General features: G+C 60.5%; 17 protein-coding genes. 10 read left to right on the forward strand and 7 right to left on the reverse strand.

Annotated elements, in window-relative coordinates; all coding sequences use genetic code 11:
* Positions 1-136: 136 nt before the first annotated feature.
* From JP75_RS06020 to melA, 5 genes are all read right to left on the reverse strand, one after another.
* Positions 137-724: a LysE family translocator gene (locus JP75_RS06020; protein WP_035080513.1), complete on the reverse strand. Its 588-nt coding sequence runs from the start codon at positions 722-724 to the stop codon at positions 137-139.
* Entirely contained in the window at positions 721-2262 is a 1542-nt protein-coding gene (locus tag JP75_RS06025) for a tryptophan halogenase family protein (RefSeq protein WP_035080515.1), read from the reverse strand. The genes JP75_RS06020 and JP75_RS06025 overlap by 4 nt, the downstream gene beginning before the upstream one ends.
* Positions 2263-2384: 122 nt before the next feature.
* Entirely contained in the window at positions 2385-2621 is a 237-nt protein-coding gene (locus tag JP75_RS25770) for a type II toxin-antitoxin system RelE/ParE family toxin (protein WP_244446267.1), read from the reverse strand.
* 47 nt (positions 2622-2668) lie between these two features.
* Complete coding sequence (locus JP75_RS06030) at positions 2669-2941, reverse strand: CopG family ribbon-helix-helix protein (RefSeq protein WP_035080518.1); 273 nt, start codon at positions 2939-2941, stop codon at positions 2669-2671.
* Positions 2942-3090: 149 nt separating this feature from the next.
* A complete protein-coding gene (gene melA / locus JP75_RS06035; protein WP_035080520.1) occupies positions 3091-4545 on the reverse strand; it encodes an alpha-glucosidase/alpha-galactosidase in 1455 nt (484 codons plus the stop codon).
* Between the two features lie 90 nt (positions 4546-4635).
* On the opposite strand from melA, the gene JP75_RS06040 reads away from it, so the two are divergent.
* From JP75_RS06040 to JP75_RS06080, 10 genes are all read left to right on the forward strand, one after another.
* Positions 4636-5517 carry an AraC family transcriptional regulator gene (locus JP75_RS06040; RefSeq protein ID WP_035080521.1) on the forward strand — a complete coding sequence of 294 codons (882 nt, stop codon included), beginning with the start codon at positions 4636-4638 and terminating at the stop codon, positions 5515-5517.
* Positions 5518-5679: 162 nt separating this feature from the next.
* The gene (locus tag JP75_RS06045) at positions 5680-6153 is read left to right on the forward strand and encodes a putative pterin-binding protein (protein WP_035080524.1); all 474 of its coding nucleotides are present in this window, start codon (positions 5680-5682) and stop codon (positions 6151-6153) included.
* Positions 6154-6213: 60 nt separating this feature from the next.
* Entirely contained in the window at positions 6214-8508 is a 2295-nt protein-coding gene (locus JP75_RS06050; protein ID WP_051960414.1) for a putative bifunctional diguanylate cyclase/phosphodiesterase, read from the forward strand.
* A gap of 70 nt (positions 8509-8578) precedes the next feature.
* Positions 8579-9052, forward strand: a complete 474-nt coding sequence (locus JP75_RS06055) for a MaoC family dehydratase (RefSeq protein ID WP_035080525.1) — start codon at positions 8579-8581, stop codon at positions 9050-9052.
* Positions 9049-9606 (forward strand): MaoC family dehydratase, encoded by a 558-nt coding sequence (locus tag JP75_RS06060; protein ID WP_084587517.1) that lies wholly within the window; start codon positions 9049-9051, stop codon positions 9604-9606. Before JP75_RS06055 ends, JP75_RS06060 begins: the two co-directional genes overlap by 4 nt.
* Before the next feature lie 31 nt (positions 9607-9637).
* Complete coding sequence (locus tag JP75_RS06065; RefSeq protein WP_035080527.1) at positions 9638-9982, forward strand: hypothetical protein; 345 nt, start codon at positions 9638-9640, stop codon at positions 9980-9982.
* Positions 9983-10280: 298 nt separating this feature from the next.
* Positions 10281-11300 carry a TerC family protein gene (locus tag JP75_RS06070; RefSeq protein ID WP_035080529.1) on the forward strand — a complete coding sequence of 340 codons (1020 nt, stop codon included), beginning with the start codon at positions 10281-10283 and terminating at the stop codon, positions 11298-11300.
* A 339-nt stretch (positions 11301-11639) separates the two neighbouring features.
* Entirely contained in the window at positions 11640-11813 is a 174-nt protein-coding gene (locus JP75_RS26440; RefSeq protein ID WP_160194644.1) for a hypothetical protein, read from the forward strand.
* Positions 11814-11975: 162 nt separating this feature from the next.
* The gene (locus JP75_RS06075; protein ID WP_035080531.1) at positions 11976-12374 is read left to right on the forward strand and encodes a VOC family protein; all 399 of its coding nucleotides are present in this window, start codon (positions 11976-11978) and stop codon (positions 12372-12374) included.
* A 71-nt stretch (positions 12375-12445) separates the two neighbouring features.
* Positions 12446-12844, forward strand: a complete 399-nt coding sequence (locus tag JP75_RS06080) for a GFA family protein (protein ID WP_035080533.1) — start codon at positions 12446-12448, stop codon at positions 12842-12844.
* A 68-nt stretch (positions 12845-12912) separates the two neighbouring features.
* Here the strand turns inward: JP75_RS06080 and JP75_RS06085 are convergent, their stop codons facing one another.
* Together JP75_RS06085 and JP75_RS06090 are read right to left on the reverse strand one after the other, a co-directional pair.
* Positions 12913-13446: an adenine phosphoribosyltransferase gene (locus tag JP75_RS06085; protein ID WP_035080535.1), complete on the reverse strand. Its 534-nt coding sequence runs from the start codon at positions 13444-13446 to the stop codon at positions 12913-12915.
* A 24-nt stretch (positions 13447-13470) separates the two neighbouring features.
* The gene (locus JP75_RS06090) at positions 13471-13665 is read right to left on the reverse strand and encodes a hypothetical protein (protein WP_035080537.1); all 195 of its coding nucleotides are present in this window, start codon (positions 13663-13665) and stop codon (positions 13471-13473) included.
* Positions 13666-13844 lie beyond the last annotated feature (179 nt).

The following is a 13844-nucleotide window of genomic DNA, read 5'->3' on the forward strand; positions in this document are numbered from 1 at the left end:
GCACACGCCGATGCCTCCGCTTATCTCGGTGTCATTCCCGCGAAAGCAGGAACCCCTGTTTTTGAAACGGAGGTTCCCGCTTTCGCGGGAATGACACCGTGGGAGGACAAAAGACCGAGGATCGTCGAGGACAGTCTCAATTGAAGGTCTGAAGCACCGACACCGCCAACACCGTCGCAAACGCCACCAGCGCCACCGCCGTAATTTGCTCCACCCGAGCCGATGTAAGCAGCCCCGCCGAACCCCGCTGCGCCAGAGCCCCCAGCACCATCCACCCCACCGCGGTCATCACCACCAGCACCGCAAACACAGCATCATAAGCCAGCCGCTCGACAAACCCGACCGCCGGAAAGATCGCGAACGCAAAAACCAGCGCCTTGGGATTGAGCAGCGTCGTCACGAAAACCCGGCTCAACGTAATCCCCCGCTGCCCCAGATCCGTCTGCCCCGCATTGCGCCAAAGTTTTATCGCCGACCAATAGAGAAACGCCACGGCCACGAGCTTGGCGACAACCGCCACCATCGGCTCCTTCGTCGCAACCGCCCCGACGATCTCGATCCACACCGTGATCGCAATCGCATAGCCGCCGAGTTCCCCAGCCAGCAAATGCAGCGATCCCCGCACCCCGCGCTGCGCACCACTCGCCGCCATAAGCGTGTTCGTCGGACCTGGCGTCGCCAACAACCCCAGCACGGCAAGAATAAAAGCCGTCCAGTCGCTCAAGTCATACCCTGCACAATCTCAAGAAATTCCCGGTGCCCCAGCGCCTGATTGGCCGCCGCCCGATATTCCTGCACCAACCCGTCAAACGCCTGCTGCGCAAAACGCCGCAATTTCGGATCGGCCTCCATTTCCTTGCGCGCCAGGTTCTGGTCCAGCAACCCGAGCCCATTCAGCACCGGATAGTGCAACTGCGTCTCGATATGCGGCAGCCCGCCGAGATAATTCGGAAAATGCTCATTGCGCGGCATTTCCCGCTTCCACCGCGCCAGCCTCTCTTTGGTCTCGGAATGAATGCGATTGGCCCGCACCTCCCGCCAGAACGGCGTATCGTCCCGCTCGGTCATATAGTGGGTATTCACAAAGGTCCGGAAATCATCGACCTGCCGCCCCACCCGCGCATTATAGTCGTCCCGCGCCTTCTCGGTAATCTTGCCCGGCTCATCCATGTAGCGCTGCGCAAACAGCATCATCTGCACAATGGTGCCGTGGATCGACGTTGATTCAAGCGGCTCCAGAAAACTCGAACTCAGCCCAACCGCCACGCAGTTGCCGATCCACGCCTTCTCCAGCCGCCCGATCTGGAAACGAATATCGCTGCGCACCTCGATTTCGTGGCCCAGCACCCTCTCGACTTCTTCCTTGGCCTGTTCCGGCGTCAAAAATTCATCGGAATAGACATAGCCGCAACCATAGCGCTGCCGCGTCGGTATCTGCCACATCCAGCCCGAACTCTGCGCCCAGGCCCGCGTATAGGTCGCCAACTCCTCGCCTTCCTTCAGGTCGATCCAGAACGGCAGCGCCCGATTGACCGGCAGCTCATGCGCATAAGACTTCCACGGCGCCTCGAGCGCCTTGACGATTATCTGCTTCCGAAACCCCGTCGCGTCGATGAAAAAGTCGCCCTCAAGCCGCGAATTATCGTCGAGCACCAGCGCCGAAATATCCCCGGTCTCACCATTCCGCTCGACGCCTGCCGCCATGGCATCGACCTTGTCGACACCCTTCGATTTGCTGGCAAAAAACTTGCCCACCAGCGCCTGATCGAAATGAAAGGCGTGGTGAAACGGCCCCAACGGGATCAGCGACCCATCCGGCTTCAGCGCATAGGGCGCCTTCTTCTGCTCCAGGAGCGGCTGAAACAGATGCATCTCCTGCACCGCCCTGCCCGCCGCCACCGCATAGACATTGAGATAGTCCGAAGGCGCCCCCGGCGGCGCCTGGATCACCTGATGTGGATCATCGATCGGCCCGTAATAGGTATAGCCCTTGCGCCGCCAGTCCTCATGCCGAATGCCCAGCTTGAAACTCGCATCGGTCTTGCGGAAAAACTCGAATTCATCGATCCCAAAGTGCTTCAGCAGCACCCGAAACGCCGCCGTCGTCGCCTCCCCCACGCCAACCGTGGGAATGCGCGAACTCTCGACTACCGAAATCTTGAAATCAAACCCGCGCCGCCGCGCCTCATCCTGAATGATGAAGGCGGCAATCCAGCCGGCTGTGCCACCGCCGACGATCACAAAATGCGCAGGCTTTGTCATAGCTTAGTTCTCCCCGCACCAAAGCTATTTGGCGGCAGCAAAGCGGACAAGCCTGACAAAGAAGACACCAAGTGTTTTCTTAGAACCCCGGAAGAAAGTCCATGCGAAGCGGACGCCGCCGGTTACATAGAGCCGAGTTCTCTTTGATGCCGAATGGCGACCACATAAACTGTATCGGTCGACTGATCGTACCGATAGCGCGCCAAATAGCCTCCATCGCCAAACGGGATGAGAATTTCTCGAAACGGATCTAAATTTGGCACCGGACGCCCTGCCTGGGGCGTCTCCGTGATTGCAACGAGCCGCTCACGTATGGCCGCCACCGCCCGTTGCGCGGCGCGCGGATTTTTATCAAGCAAGAAGCCTCGAAGCCGGCTGAGATCAGCGATAGCTGCGTCGGTAAGTCTTAGGTGTGGCAAGGAGGAGCATCCGTTTCCTCATCGGTACCCCACGTCTCCATCCAGGCAAAAACCTCTTCGCCTGTCAGATGCAGACCGGTTTCCTGATAATGCTTCCAGGATGCGAGCGTATCTTCATCGAACTGGCGCCGGGCCTCTTCCCGCTCCACATATCCGCGGATAGCCTCGCGCATGATCCAGTGCGCCGAACGCTGCTTGCTTTCGGCCAATGACTGGATGCGTTCGCGCAGATCATCGTCTAGTTTGACGGAAACGGCCATATCGACCTCTGGTATTACCTCTTGATACCCTACGCCTCCTCGCCCCTCCTGTCCACGTCAGTGATGTAAACACCGACCAAAGAAAATGGCCCCAGCTCTCGCCGGGGCCAAAGATGACGCTTGGGAGGTCGCGTCAAACTTGAAAAAGATCAGTGATGCGCGCCGCTCATTTCGCGCAGTTCCTCGACCGAGCGAACCTTCTTGCGGGCGGCGCCTTCCCACTCGCGGGTTTTGACCGTCGACTTGGCAATGCGTTCCTTGGCCGCCGGCACCGCGTCGGCATATTGCGGCAGCCACTGCGCCTGGGCGACGACCATTTCGTCGACCATGGCCCACACCTCGTCCGGCGTGCAGATCGCGCCAACCAGCGGGTCATGCAGCACGGCAAGCTTCAGCGTATCGAGATTGCCCGTCATCGCCGCCTCAACCGAAAGCCGCTGCACCGAAACCGAAACCGAGCACGTCGCCGCGCAGGCCGTCGGCAGGGTGATCCCTTCGATCATGTTGATCCCAAATCGATCGACATAGCCCGGGCTTTCGATGATCGCATCGTCCGGCAGATTGGTGATGATGCCATTGTTGCGGCGGTTGAAGTGTCCGCGATACGGACGGCCGGTTTCAAAAGCCTCGATGATATAGCTGGCGTGTTCGCTCGTCCGCTTGTGTTCGGAAAGCGGCTTATTGGCCTGCTCCTTGAACATTGGGAAATCGGTTTCGAACCAGTTCCGGCGCTCGGTCGAATAGCGCAGATAGCCGCCGGTCTCGCCATGGATCCAGTCGCTCATATCGATCCAGCGATTGATCTCGTCCGGACGCTTCCGATACCACGGCAGGTATTCGGACAAATGCCCATTCGACTCCGTCGAATAGACCCCAAAGCGCTTCAGAACGTCGATGCGGACCTTTTCCGTCTTGGAATAGACGGGATGGCGCTCAAAGCCTTCGATCAGTTCTTCCTTTTCGATCTTCCGGCCCTTGGCGCGGATATCGATATACCAGGTCTGGTGGTTGATCCCCGAGCAGACATAATCGAGCTCGCTATCCTTAATCCCAAGCACCTCGGCAATCTGATGCGCCCCGTGCTGCACACCGTGACAGAGACCGACGACGTTGACCCCACCATAGAGGTCAGCCGCCCAGGTGTTCATCGCCATCGGGTTGGCATAGTTGAGGAACAGCGCGCCCGGCTCGGCGACCTCGCGGATATCCCGACAGAAGTCGAGGATAACCGGGATGTTGCGCTGGCCATAGAGAATGCCGCCGGCACAGATGGTGTCACCCACGCACTGATCGACGCCATATTTTAGCGGGATCGAAATATCCGTCGCAAAGGCCTCGAGCCCGCCGACACGAACACAGCTCATGATGTAGCGCGCGCCGGTCAGCGCCTCGCGACGATTGGTCGTCGCGGTCACCTTGGCCGGCAGCTTGTTCACCGAAACGATGGTCTCGATGATCTGGCGCACCATGTCGAGATTGTGCGGATTGAGATCCGTAAGCGCAAATTCCACATCGGCGAATTCCGGCACCTTCAACAGGTCCGAAATGAGCGTTTTGGTGAAACCCACCGAACCGGCGCCGATCACCGTAACCTTGAATGACATATTCCCTCCCGTGCAGCGCTCAACGCTAGCAGTCTGTTAGCAATAGGTAGCTCCTGGGGCCTGAGTGGTGTAGAGAAAGCTTGTGCCTTCATGGGTAATTTTGTGCTCTCAAAACTTCTCGACCATGGTCACGACATTCGCTCGCTGAACCTGCCGCGCAGTGCCGCGCCGCTTCACTGCATGGGCGTCAGCGCCGGCTACGAGCAGCGCCGCAACGAGGTCTATTCGTGGGACGGCATGCAGCGCGGCACCGCCCCCTTCCTCGTCATCCAGCACACCACTTTGGGCGAAGGCCGGCTTGACTATGCAGGCACAAAACACCGGCTAACCCCCGGAAAAACAATGCTTGTCACCATGCCGCACGCCCACCGCTACTGGCTCGAGCGCGGCGGCGAATGGGAATATTTCTGGCTGCTCCTCAACGGCCGCGAAGCCCTGCGCCTCGCCCGCGAAATCCTCGACAACGCCGGTCCAGTCCTCGAACCTACCACGACCCAGATAGACCGCCTCGCCGCCGCCTGCCTCGATCTGCTGCAAATGCCCGAACCCTCGCCGGGCCTTGCTTCCACCGCCGCCTACGCCGCCATGACCAGCCTCCACGACACCGCCTTCGGCAGCCGCCCGGCGCCCGAACGAACCCTGCCCGCTGGCATCGCCCGGGCCGTTTCGCATATCGAGGCCAATATCTCGGCGCCCCTGCCTGTCGAACGACTCGCGGGAATCGCCGAAATGAGTCGGGCCCATTTCGTCCGCAGCTTCGGCGCGGCCCTGGGGAAAGCGCCCTCCGACTACGTTCTCGAAAAACGCCTTGAGCGCGTCGAACGTCTTCTCCTCGCCACGGAAATGCCCGTCGCCGCCATCGCCGAAGCCAGCGGATTCGCTGATGGAAACTACATGGCCAAGGTCTTGCGCCGTCATCGCAAAATGGCGCCGCTGGAGTTCCGCGCGGCCGGACGCCGGGCAAGCCTCTAGAACTCCAAAAACGTCCGTCAAGCGCCGCGTTGCTGCCTCATTCCGGACAAATCGATACGTGCAGGTGAGATCTCGTTAAGCCTGCCACCACGATCACTTGCAACTTAACCGCTCTTAAGAGTTCAAGGCGCAGGCTGAAGGAATGTGCAAAGGAGCACGCCAATGATCTCAACGCGATTGATACCCGCCCTGGTTCTCGCCGCCGTCGCTTTCACCGTGCCCGCATTCGCCCAGGATGTTCCGGCCGTGACGGTCAGCAGTGCCTCGGGAACCGTCACTCTGGATCGTAACGAACTCGAAGCCATGGGCCTTGTCTCGATCAAGACCAGCACGCCATGGAACGAAGGCGTCGTCGACTTCGAAGGCGTGCCGCTCAAGGCGCTGCTGGAAAAAGCCAATGCATCAGGTGAAACAGCGACGGTCATCGCGCTCAACGACTACAGCGTCGATGTGCCCACCGCCGATTTCGACGAGTTCGGCACCATCCTCGCGGTCAAGCGCAATGGCGAATATATGCCGGTCGATGATCAGGGCCCCTTCTTCGTCATCTATCCCTTTGATTCCAATCCAGTTCTGCAGGGCCAGCCCTACTACGGACGTGCCGTCTGGCAGGTTAAGGAAATAACGGTCCAATAGTGGCTCGTCTGCCCATGGGAGAGGGCAGGCCGGCGAGAAAGATAGGATGAAGCCGCCACCATGCGGTTCCTTCGCATAGCGCTGACCATTGTCATCCTGGGCTTCATCGCCTCGGCGATCTATATTTCTGCGTTGGTTTTCCAGCGCCAGGCCGCTCTCGAAGGCGTGGGCCTCGGCAATGTCACGTGGATGGTGGCCCAGGCCCCCAGCGAATTCGCCCGGCTCGAACAGCGCGTCAGCGCCTTCGCGGCGGGCGACCCCGCCATTTCGGCTGACGAGGTGAAGCTGCGCTTCGACATCGTCGTCAATCGCCTGAAAACCCTGCGAACCAAGGATGTCGCCAATTTCGCGGACGCGGATCCGCGGGTCGGCCAGATTCTCGACGATCTCGAAAAAGCGCTGGAAGCGTCGCGCCCCCTGCTCGCAGAGCTGGACAGGCCGGGCACTCCATCGCAAATCCTGGAAATATTGGAGCCGATCTACCCAAAATTGGCCCGGCTCTCGACCGACGCCAATGTCTGGAACGTGGCACGCATCGAAGCCGATCGCCAGGGCCTCTTCACCCTGCAATGGGCATTTACCTATGTCGCCGTCGGCATGATCGTCTGCGGTGTGTTCCTCATCGCCCTGCTGCTCCTCCACAATGGCCTCCTCGGCCGCGCGCAGGAGGTGCTGCGTCAGAAGGAACGGACCCTCGCCGTGCAGAATGCCCGCTTTGACGCGGCGCTCGACGCCATGACGCTGGGCCTCTGCCTACTTGATGCAAACAACCGCGTCATTGTCTGCAATCCGCGCTTTCTCAACATCTTCGGTCTCGACGCCACGCGCGCAACGGCGGGAACGGCAATCGCCGATCTGATCGATGCCGACCTGCTCTCGGACCATGAGGACGACCAGCCGGGGGACAATACGGACTTTGCCCTGCTCAACAATCACACCCGGCACCTGCCCAATGGCACGGTGCTGGAAATCTCGCGCGAACCGACTGCCGAAGGCGGCTGGGTCTGCACGTTCGAAGACGTAACGGAGCGCCATCGCGCGCAAAGCCGCATCGTGCACATGGCGCACCATGACAACCTTACCGGCATGGCCAACCGCCTGCGGTTCTGGGAAAGCATCGGCCAGGCCGTGCGCGGGCTTTCCGCGCGTGCGCAACCCTTCGCCATCCTTTACCTCGATCTCGACCGGTTCAAGGAAGTCAACGATACGCTCGGCCACCCGATTGGCGACGCCCTGCTGCGCCAGGTCGCCGAACGCCTCCGCGCAACGGCCTCACCGCGCGATATGGTGGCGCGCCTTGGCGGCGACGAATTCGCCGTGCTCCACTATTGCCTCGATACGTCTTCGGACAGTTCGCAGGCGCTGGCCGAGCGCATCATCGCCAGCATCGCCCAGCCCTATCACATTGAAAGCAATGAGATCGTCGTCAGCACCAGTGTCGGCATCGCCATTGCCCCGGTCGATGGTGATGACGCCGATCAGTTGATGAAGAATGCAGACCTTGCGCTCTATAGCGCCAAGGCAGAGGGCGCCGGCACCTATCGCTTCTTCTCCCCGCAGATGGGAAAGTCGCTGCAGAACCGCCGTCACCTCGAAATGGACCTCCGCGGCGGCATCAAGCTTGGCCAGTTCGAGCTCTACTATCAGCCTTTGGTCCGCCTCGATACCGGTCGCGTCGTCTCGGGCGAAGCCCTGATGCGCTGGCGCCATCCAGAACACGGCATGATATCGCCGGCCCAGTTCATTCCCCTCGCCGAAGAAACCGGGGCCATTGAGGCGCTGGGCGAATGGGCGCTACAACAGGCCTGCCGCGACGCCCTCAACTGGCCCGATCATGTGCGCGTTTCGGTCAATCTCTCCCCGGTGCAGTTTCGTGGCGCGGGCCTCGTCGACATCGTCAAGGCAGTGCTCGCCACAAGCGAACTCGACGCGCGCCGGCTTGAACTCGAAATCACCGAGTCGGTGCTGTTGCAGAACAACGCAGTGAACCTCGAAGCCCTGCACCAATTGCGCGCCCTTGGTCTCACCGTCGCGCTCGACGATTTTGGTACCGGCTATTCCTCCCTGAGCTACCTCCAGCGGTTCCCCTTCGACAAACTCAAGATCGACCAGAGCTTTGTTCGCGATCTGGCGGATCGGCCGGATAGCCTTTCCATCGTCCAGTCGATCGCGACCCTTGGGCACAATCTGCGGATGACCACCACGGCGGAAGGTGTCGAGACGCAGGCTCAGCTCGACATCATCACCCGGGCCGGCTGCACCGAGGCCCAGGGCTATTTCTTCGGCGCACCCATGCCCGAGGCCGAGTTCCGCGCCCTCCTGCTGCGAGAATACCGCGTCAGCGCCGACGTCTAGCCGCCCTCTCGCTGGCCTTGCCCTCGAGCCGTCCCCGTGCGAAAACATGGTTGACGTATAGGGAAAGACAATGACCAATCCTGTCACCCAAGATCGCAGGCATTTCGAGGATCTCGTCGTCGGCGAAGTCATCAATCTCGGCCAGACCACCGTGTCCAGGGAGATGATCTTCACCTTCGCCCGGGAGTTCGATCCCCTGCCCTTTCACATCGACGAAGAGGCGGCCAAGAAGAGCCTGCTGGGCGGGCTCGCTTCGAGCGGCTGGCAGACGGGCGCGCTGAGCCTGCGCATGCTTGTCGATAGCTTCCTGAGCAAGATTGCCTCCGCGGGCGGTCTCGGCTTTCAGGACCTTAAATGGAAAAACCCCGTCATGGCCGGGGACACGATCGGAGGGACGGTGACCATTGCCGGTCTCCGCCGCTCGGGCAGCCATCCGCAATGGGGCATTGTCACGCTCGATTTCGACATTCGCAATCAGGCGGACAAGCCGGTCATGACGATGCAGCTCTCCAATCTCGTCGAATGCCGCGAGGCCGCCGCATGACCCGCTGGTTCGAAGACATCGTCATCGACGAGGCCTTTCCCCTCGGCGACCACAGCTTTTCCGAAGACGAGATCATCCGCTTCGGAAAGCTCTACGATCCGCAATATTTCCACGTCGATCCAGAACTCGCCAAGCACAGCCATTTCGGCGGTCTCGTCGCCAGCGGCTGGCACACCGTCAGCGTCGGCCATCGCAAAATGGTGGATGCGCTCGATGCCGAGGCGGACAGGCTCAAGGCACAGGGCGACGAACCCGGCGTATCCGGCCCTTCCCCCGGCGTCAATTCCATGGAGTTCAAGGCGCCGGTGCGTCCCGGCGATACCGTCACCTATGAACTCGTCGTGACCGGCAAGCGGCCGTCCAATTCGCTGCCCGGCTGGGGCCTGCTGTTCAACCGCCTGACGGCAACCAATCAGCGCGGCGAACTCGTCTATCGCGCCGAAATCGTGGGTTTTTCCAAGCTGCGCGACTATTCCATGCCGCTCAAATTGAAAGTGTTGCTGGCGCTCACCAGAGTGCCGGTGATCGGTCCGCTCCTGCGCCGGAGCACTTGAAAGGCAAAGGGCGCACCGGCACTCTGCATGCATGCGCCGATTCGCCCTTGCCCTATTGCTGTTCCCCGCCTTGTCCGTGCCCTCCATGGCGCAGATTTATCAAGGCAATTGGTCCTGCCGGGACGCGACGACCAATCGCGTCGGCATCCTGACGATCTACGGCAATGTCTATGGCTGGGCCTCGCGCACCATGGGCGACCCCAATTCCGGCACTGGCACGGTAACGCCCTATCAGGACGGCGTCGGCTTCAACGACGGCAACCTCAAGGCCAATCTCGGCGTCCAGGCTGCGCGCATGGTGGAAGATCCCGTCAATGGCGTCGCCGTGCAGCTCGAAACGGCTGACACCATCGTCATGCTCTGCACGCCGCGCTGAGGCGCCTTTCCAATTCCTTGCAATCCACCACGGTCGTCATCACCGGGCTTGTCCCGGTGATCCAGACGATGCCACTCCTTGCGCCGAAGAGTGGATTGCCGGGACAAGCCCGGCAATGACGACGGAGCTTGGATGCCGACGCTTCTCGCCCTGCAGCGCGAAAGTCCACCAAGGTAGGGGCTTGACCTTTTCAGCCAATTGCACAATTTAGAGGGGCAATGCCGGGCCCCTCTGGTCATGGGTTCTCCATGGCGATGTCGGAATTGCTCCACCTCGTTACATGGAGAAGGTCCGGCGTATGGAAACGCTTCTTGCCGCCCTTTCGGGCGATTTTCTCGGAACCCCCGTCTATTTCTGGGTCGCGTTCATCGCGATCGTCATTGGTCTGCTTGTTTTCGACCTCGGCATTCTGCACAAGGATGAGCACGAGATCGAAGCCAAGGAGAGCCTGCTGCTCTATGGCTTTTATGTCGCTATTGCCCTCGCCTTCGGCGGCTGGGTCTGGTGGCAGCGTGGCGCCACGGCCGGCCTAGAATTCTATACCGGCTACCTGCTCGAACAGAGCCTGGCGATGGACAATATGTTCGTCATCGCCACGATCTTCGGCTTCCTCGGCATCCCCCGCCTCTACCAGCACAGTGTGCTCTTCTGGGGTATTCTGGGCGTCATCCTGTTCCGCGCCGTGCTGATTGGCGTCGGCGCAGCGCTGGTCAATCAGTTTAGCTGGATTCTGCTCGGCTTCGGTGCCTTCCTGGTCTTCACCGGCATCCGCATGTTCCGCCATCAGGATGAGGAGCCGCACCTCGAAGACAACAAGGTCTTCCAGTTCATCTCCAAGCATTTCCGGGTCACCAAGCAACTGCATGGCCGCTCGTTCACCGTCAAGCAGGCGCACCCGACCACGGGCAAGCTCGTCACCTGGCTGACCCCGCTTGCCGTGGCCCTGATCATGGTCGAAATCGTCGACCTGATCTTCGCCGTGGACTCCGTGCCGGCCGTCTTCGCGGTCACCCAGGACACGTTCATCGTCTATACGTCGAACATCTTCGCCATCCTGGGCCTGCGTTCGCTCTACTTCGCCCTGGCGGCAGCCATGAACCGCTTCCGTTACCTCCAGACCTCGCTGGCGATCATCCTCGTGCTGGTCGGTATCAAGATCTCGCTGGTGCCCTTCCATATCCACATCGACACCCTTCTCTCGCTTCTCGTGACGCTGGCGATCCTGGCGGGCGGCATCGGCTTCTCGCTCTGGAAGACCCGCAACGAGCCCAATATCAGCGCTCAGCAAGACCCCGGCCAAGGTCAGCTCGAACCCTGATCCGGTCTGATTTGACCAAAGAGGCGACCCGGTTGACCCGGGCCGCCTCTTTTCTTATTCTACTTCCGCGCAATGCGCTTTGGAGGCCCTGTCCAGAAATGATCTGAAACCGCACCCCTGACGCTTCTGACTTGTCTTGGCATCCCCGCACCGGGGACCGGCCAGTCATGATGGCGCGTGTGGCAGCGGTCGATCCACGGACGGCCAAAATCTCTCCCTAGTCTATCTCTGCCCCGCCCCATCGGCGTCTCAGCCTTTCCGCATCCGCACGCCTTGCGGCGTGCCCTGTTTCACTTGCTTGGCCGTCGGGAAACGCCCTGGGGCCAGAAGGATAGACTCATGCCGAAAAACCAATTCCAGCGCCCGCAACCGATCAACCACTCGAACAATGTGCCGCGGCACGGACAGCAGCAGCCGCAGCCGCAAAAGCTGCAGGTAAAGCCCAAGCTGCCGACCCAAACATCGGGCCTGCCGCCGCTCGAAAAGCTGCTGGGCAGCGAGCGACAGCACTAAAAAGAGGTGCGGCCGGTGGAAACACCGGCCGCACTTTTCCAAGCGCCGGCAAGAGCTTCGCTGGCGCGCCTACAATGGAAAGCATTGCAAATAAAGCAGTGCTCTAAACTTGCCGCATTTGCCCAATAGCAAAATTGTCATAATGACAAAGGAGAAGCGCAAATGGGTGTGATCCACGAGATCATCTTCGACTGCGACAAGCCAGCCGTTCTCGCTCGTTTCTGGGCCGAACTTCTCGATGGCTATGATGTCAGACCCTATGATGCAGACGAGATTGCGCGTCTTGCTGCTCTCGGCCTAACGCCGGAAACGGACACGACCGTGATGGTCGATGGTCCCGGCCCCTCGATCTGTTTCCAGAACGTCGATGGCCGCGTCTACAACAACAATCGCGTGCATCTCGACATCGAGACCACCAACCGCAGTTCTGACGTCGAAAGGCTGAAGGCAGCCGGCGCCACGGTGGATCGGGTCTTGCCCACCTATACGGTCATGCGCGACCCCGAGGGCAATCAGTTCTGCCTCGTCGATCCTCGCATCACCACCATGGCCGCGGCCTGATCGCTAATGTGCTGACAGGAGCTGTCAGCGCACCGCGCTACATCGGGATCATCCAATTCGAGGAGAAACCCATGTCGCTGATCGCAACATGCCACTGCGGCGCCACGCGCATCACCCTGCCCTATCTGCCCACCGAGATCAAAACCTGCAACTGCACCTTTTGCCAGCGGACCGGCGCAGTCTGGACCTATTTCGAAGAGGGCGAGCTCGAGTTCAACGCGCTCGAGAACGACAAGATCTACTCTGCCAGCGGCGGCATGAACGAGCACCACTTCTGCTCGAACTGCGGCATTCACACATGGGGCAGCTCACCGGATTGGGCGTCGGTCTATAATGCCGACGGAACGCCAAAGGGCGAACCCGGCGCCATGCCCACCAAGCGCACCTTCGCAGTCAACCTCAACGCCGTCGATTCGCTCGACTGGTCGCACGTGAAGATCGAAAAGATGGACGGCCGGAACAACTGGTAGGCCACCAACAAAAATCCCCGCTTTCGCGGGGATCTTCGGATGTGAACGTCAGCGCCGTTCAAATGGGCTTAGTGCCCCTCAAAGGCCATCAGCGCGCTCACATTGACCTTTTCCGCACGGAGCTTGTCGGCCCCGCCAAGGTCCGGCAGGTCGATGGCAAAGGCAGCGTGATCGCAGATGGCGCCGGTACGGCGAATGAGCCCAACCGCAGCGATAGCGGTGCCGCCCGTCGCGATAAGATCGTCGACCACAAGCACCTTGTGCACATTGCTCAGCACATCGGCATGGATTTCGATCGTATCGACACCATATTCGAGCGCATAATTCTGGCCGATCGTCGTACCTGGCAGCTTGCCGCGCTTGCGCACCGGCACAAAGCCGACGCCCAGCGCAATGGCAACGCCCGCGCCGAAGATGAAGCCCCGCGCTTCGATACCGGCGACATGGGTGAAGCCCAGTCCGCGATGCGCCTCTGCGAGCCGCTCCACGCTTTCCTTGAACCCTTCCGGATGCTCGATCAGTGTGGTGATGTCACGAAACAAAATCCCAGGCTTGGGATAGTCCGGAATGGTCCGGACCAGCGACTTCAGGTCGAGCGACATGGCAGGCCTTGTAAGACTTGGGAATCAGGGGGTGCGGCGACCGACAATGTGGCGGGCGATGACACCGGCATTGTAAGCGACATTGCGCGTGGCGTTAGCAGCGGCTTCGCGGGCCTTGGGATTGTTGGCCACGGCCTGAATGCCGGCACGCACGGCCGGATGGCGGCTCATGGTCATGGCGGCGGACACGACGGTGACAGCCAGGCGAATGGCGGACAAGGCAACCTCCTCCCACAAAACCAATACGGGTTCATATTGCGTTTGAGGGCGGGATTGGCAAGGGCCTTGCACCGATGTGAGCGGAAAAAGAAAGGGGCCTGTAAAGGCCCCAATCCCAATCTTCAGTGCATGCCCTGCGAGCCTAGCTCTTCGGGCCCGACCATCTAAAATCGCTCCAC

This window comes from Devosia riboflavina, assembly GCF_000743575.1.
Classification (GTDB): domain Bacteria; phylum Pseudomonadota; class Alphaproteobacteria; order Rhizobiales; family Devosiaceae; genus Devosia; species Devosia riboflavina.

Coding starts and splice junctions, on each gene's coding strand:
- JP75_RS06025 (WP_035080515.1), bottom strand. CDS start 2,262: ATGACAAAGCCTGCGCATTTTGTGATCGTCGGCGGTGGCACAGCCGGC.
- JP75_RS06030 (WP_035080518.1), bottom strand. CDS start 2,941: ATGGCCGTTTCCGTCAAACTAGACGATGATCTGCGCGAACGCATCCAG.
- melA (WP_035080520.1), bottom strand. CDS start 4,545: ATGTCATTCAAGGTTACGGTGATCGGCGCCGGTTCGGTGGGTTTCACC.
- JP75_RS06040 (WP_035080521.1), top strand. CDS start 4,636: ATGGGTAATTTTGTGCTCTCAAAACTTCTCGACCATGGTCACGACATT.
- JP75_RS06045 (WP_035080524.1), top strand. CDS start 5,680: ATGATCTCAACGCGATTGATACCCGCCCTGGTTCTCGCCGCCGTCGCT.
- JP75_RS06050 (WP_051960414.1), top strand. CDS start 6,214: ATGCGGTTCCTTCGCATAGCGCTGACCATTGTCATCCTGGGCTTCATC.
- JP75_RS06055 (WP_035080525.1), top strand. CDS start 8,579: ATGACCAATCCTGTCACCCAAGATCGCAGGCATTTCGAGGATCTCGTC.
- JP75_RS06060 (WP_084587517.1), top strand. CDS start 9,049: ATGACCCGCTGGTTCGAAGACATCGTCATCGACGAGGCCTTTCCCCTC.
- JP75_RS06065 (WP_035080527.1), top strand. CDS start 9,638: ATGCGCCGATTCGCCCTTGCCCTATTGCTGTTCCCCGCCTTGTCCGTG.
- JP75_RS06070 (WP_035080529.1), top strand. CDS start 10,281: ATGGAAACGCTTCTTGCCGCCCTTTCGGGCGATTTTCTCGGAACCCCC.
- JP75_RS26440 (WP_160194644.1), top strand. CDS start 11,640: ATGCCGAAAAACCAATTCCAGCGCCCGCAACCGATCAACCACTCGAAC.
- JP75_RS06075 (WP_035080531.1), top strand. CDS start 11,976: ATGGGTGTGATCCACGAGATCATCTTCGACTGCGACAAGCCAGCCGTT.
- JP75_RS06080 (WP_035080533.1), top strand. CDS start 12,446: ATGTCGCTGATCGCAACATGCCACTGCGGCGCCACGCGCATCACCCTG.
- JP75_RS06085 (WP_035080535.1), bottom strand. CDS start 13,446: ATGTCGCTCGACCTGAAGTCGCTGGTCCGGACCATTCCGGACTATCCC.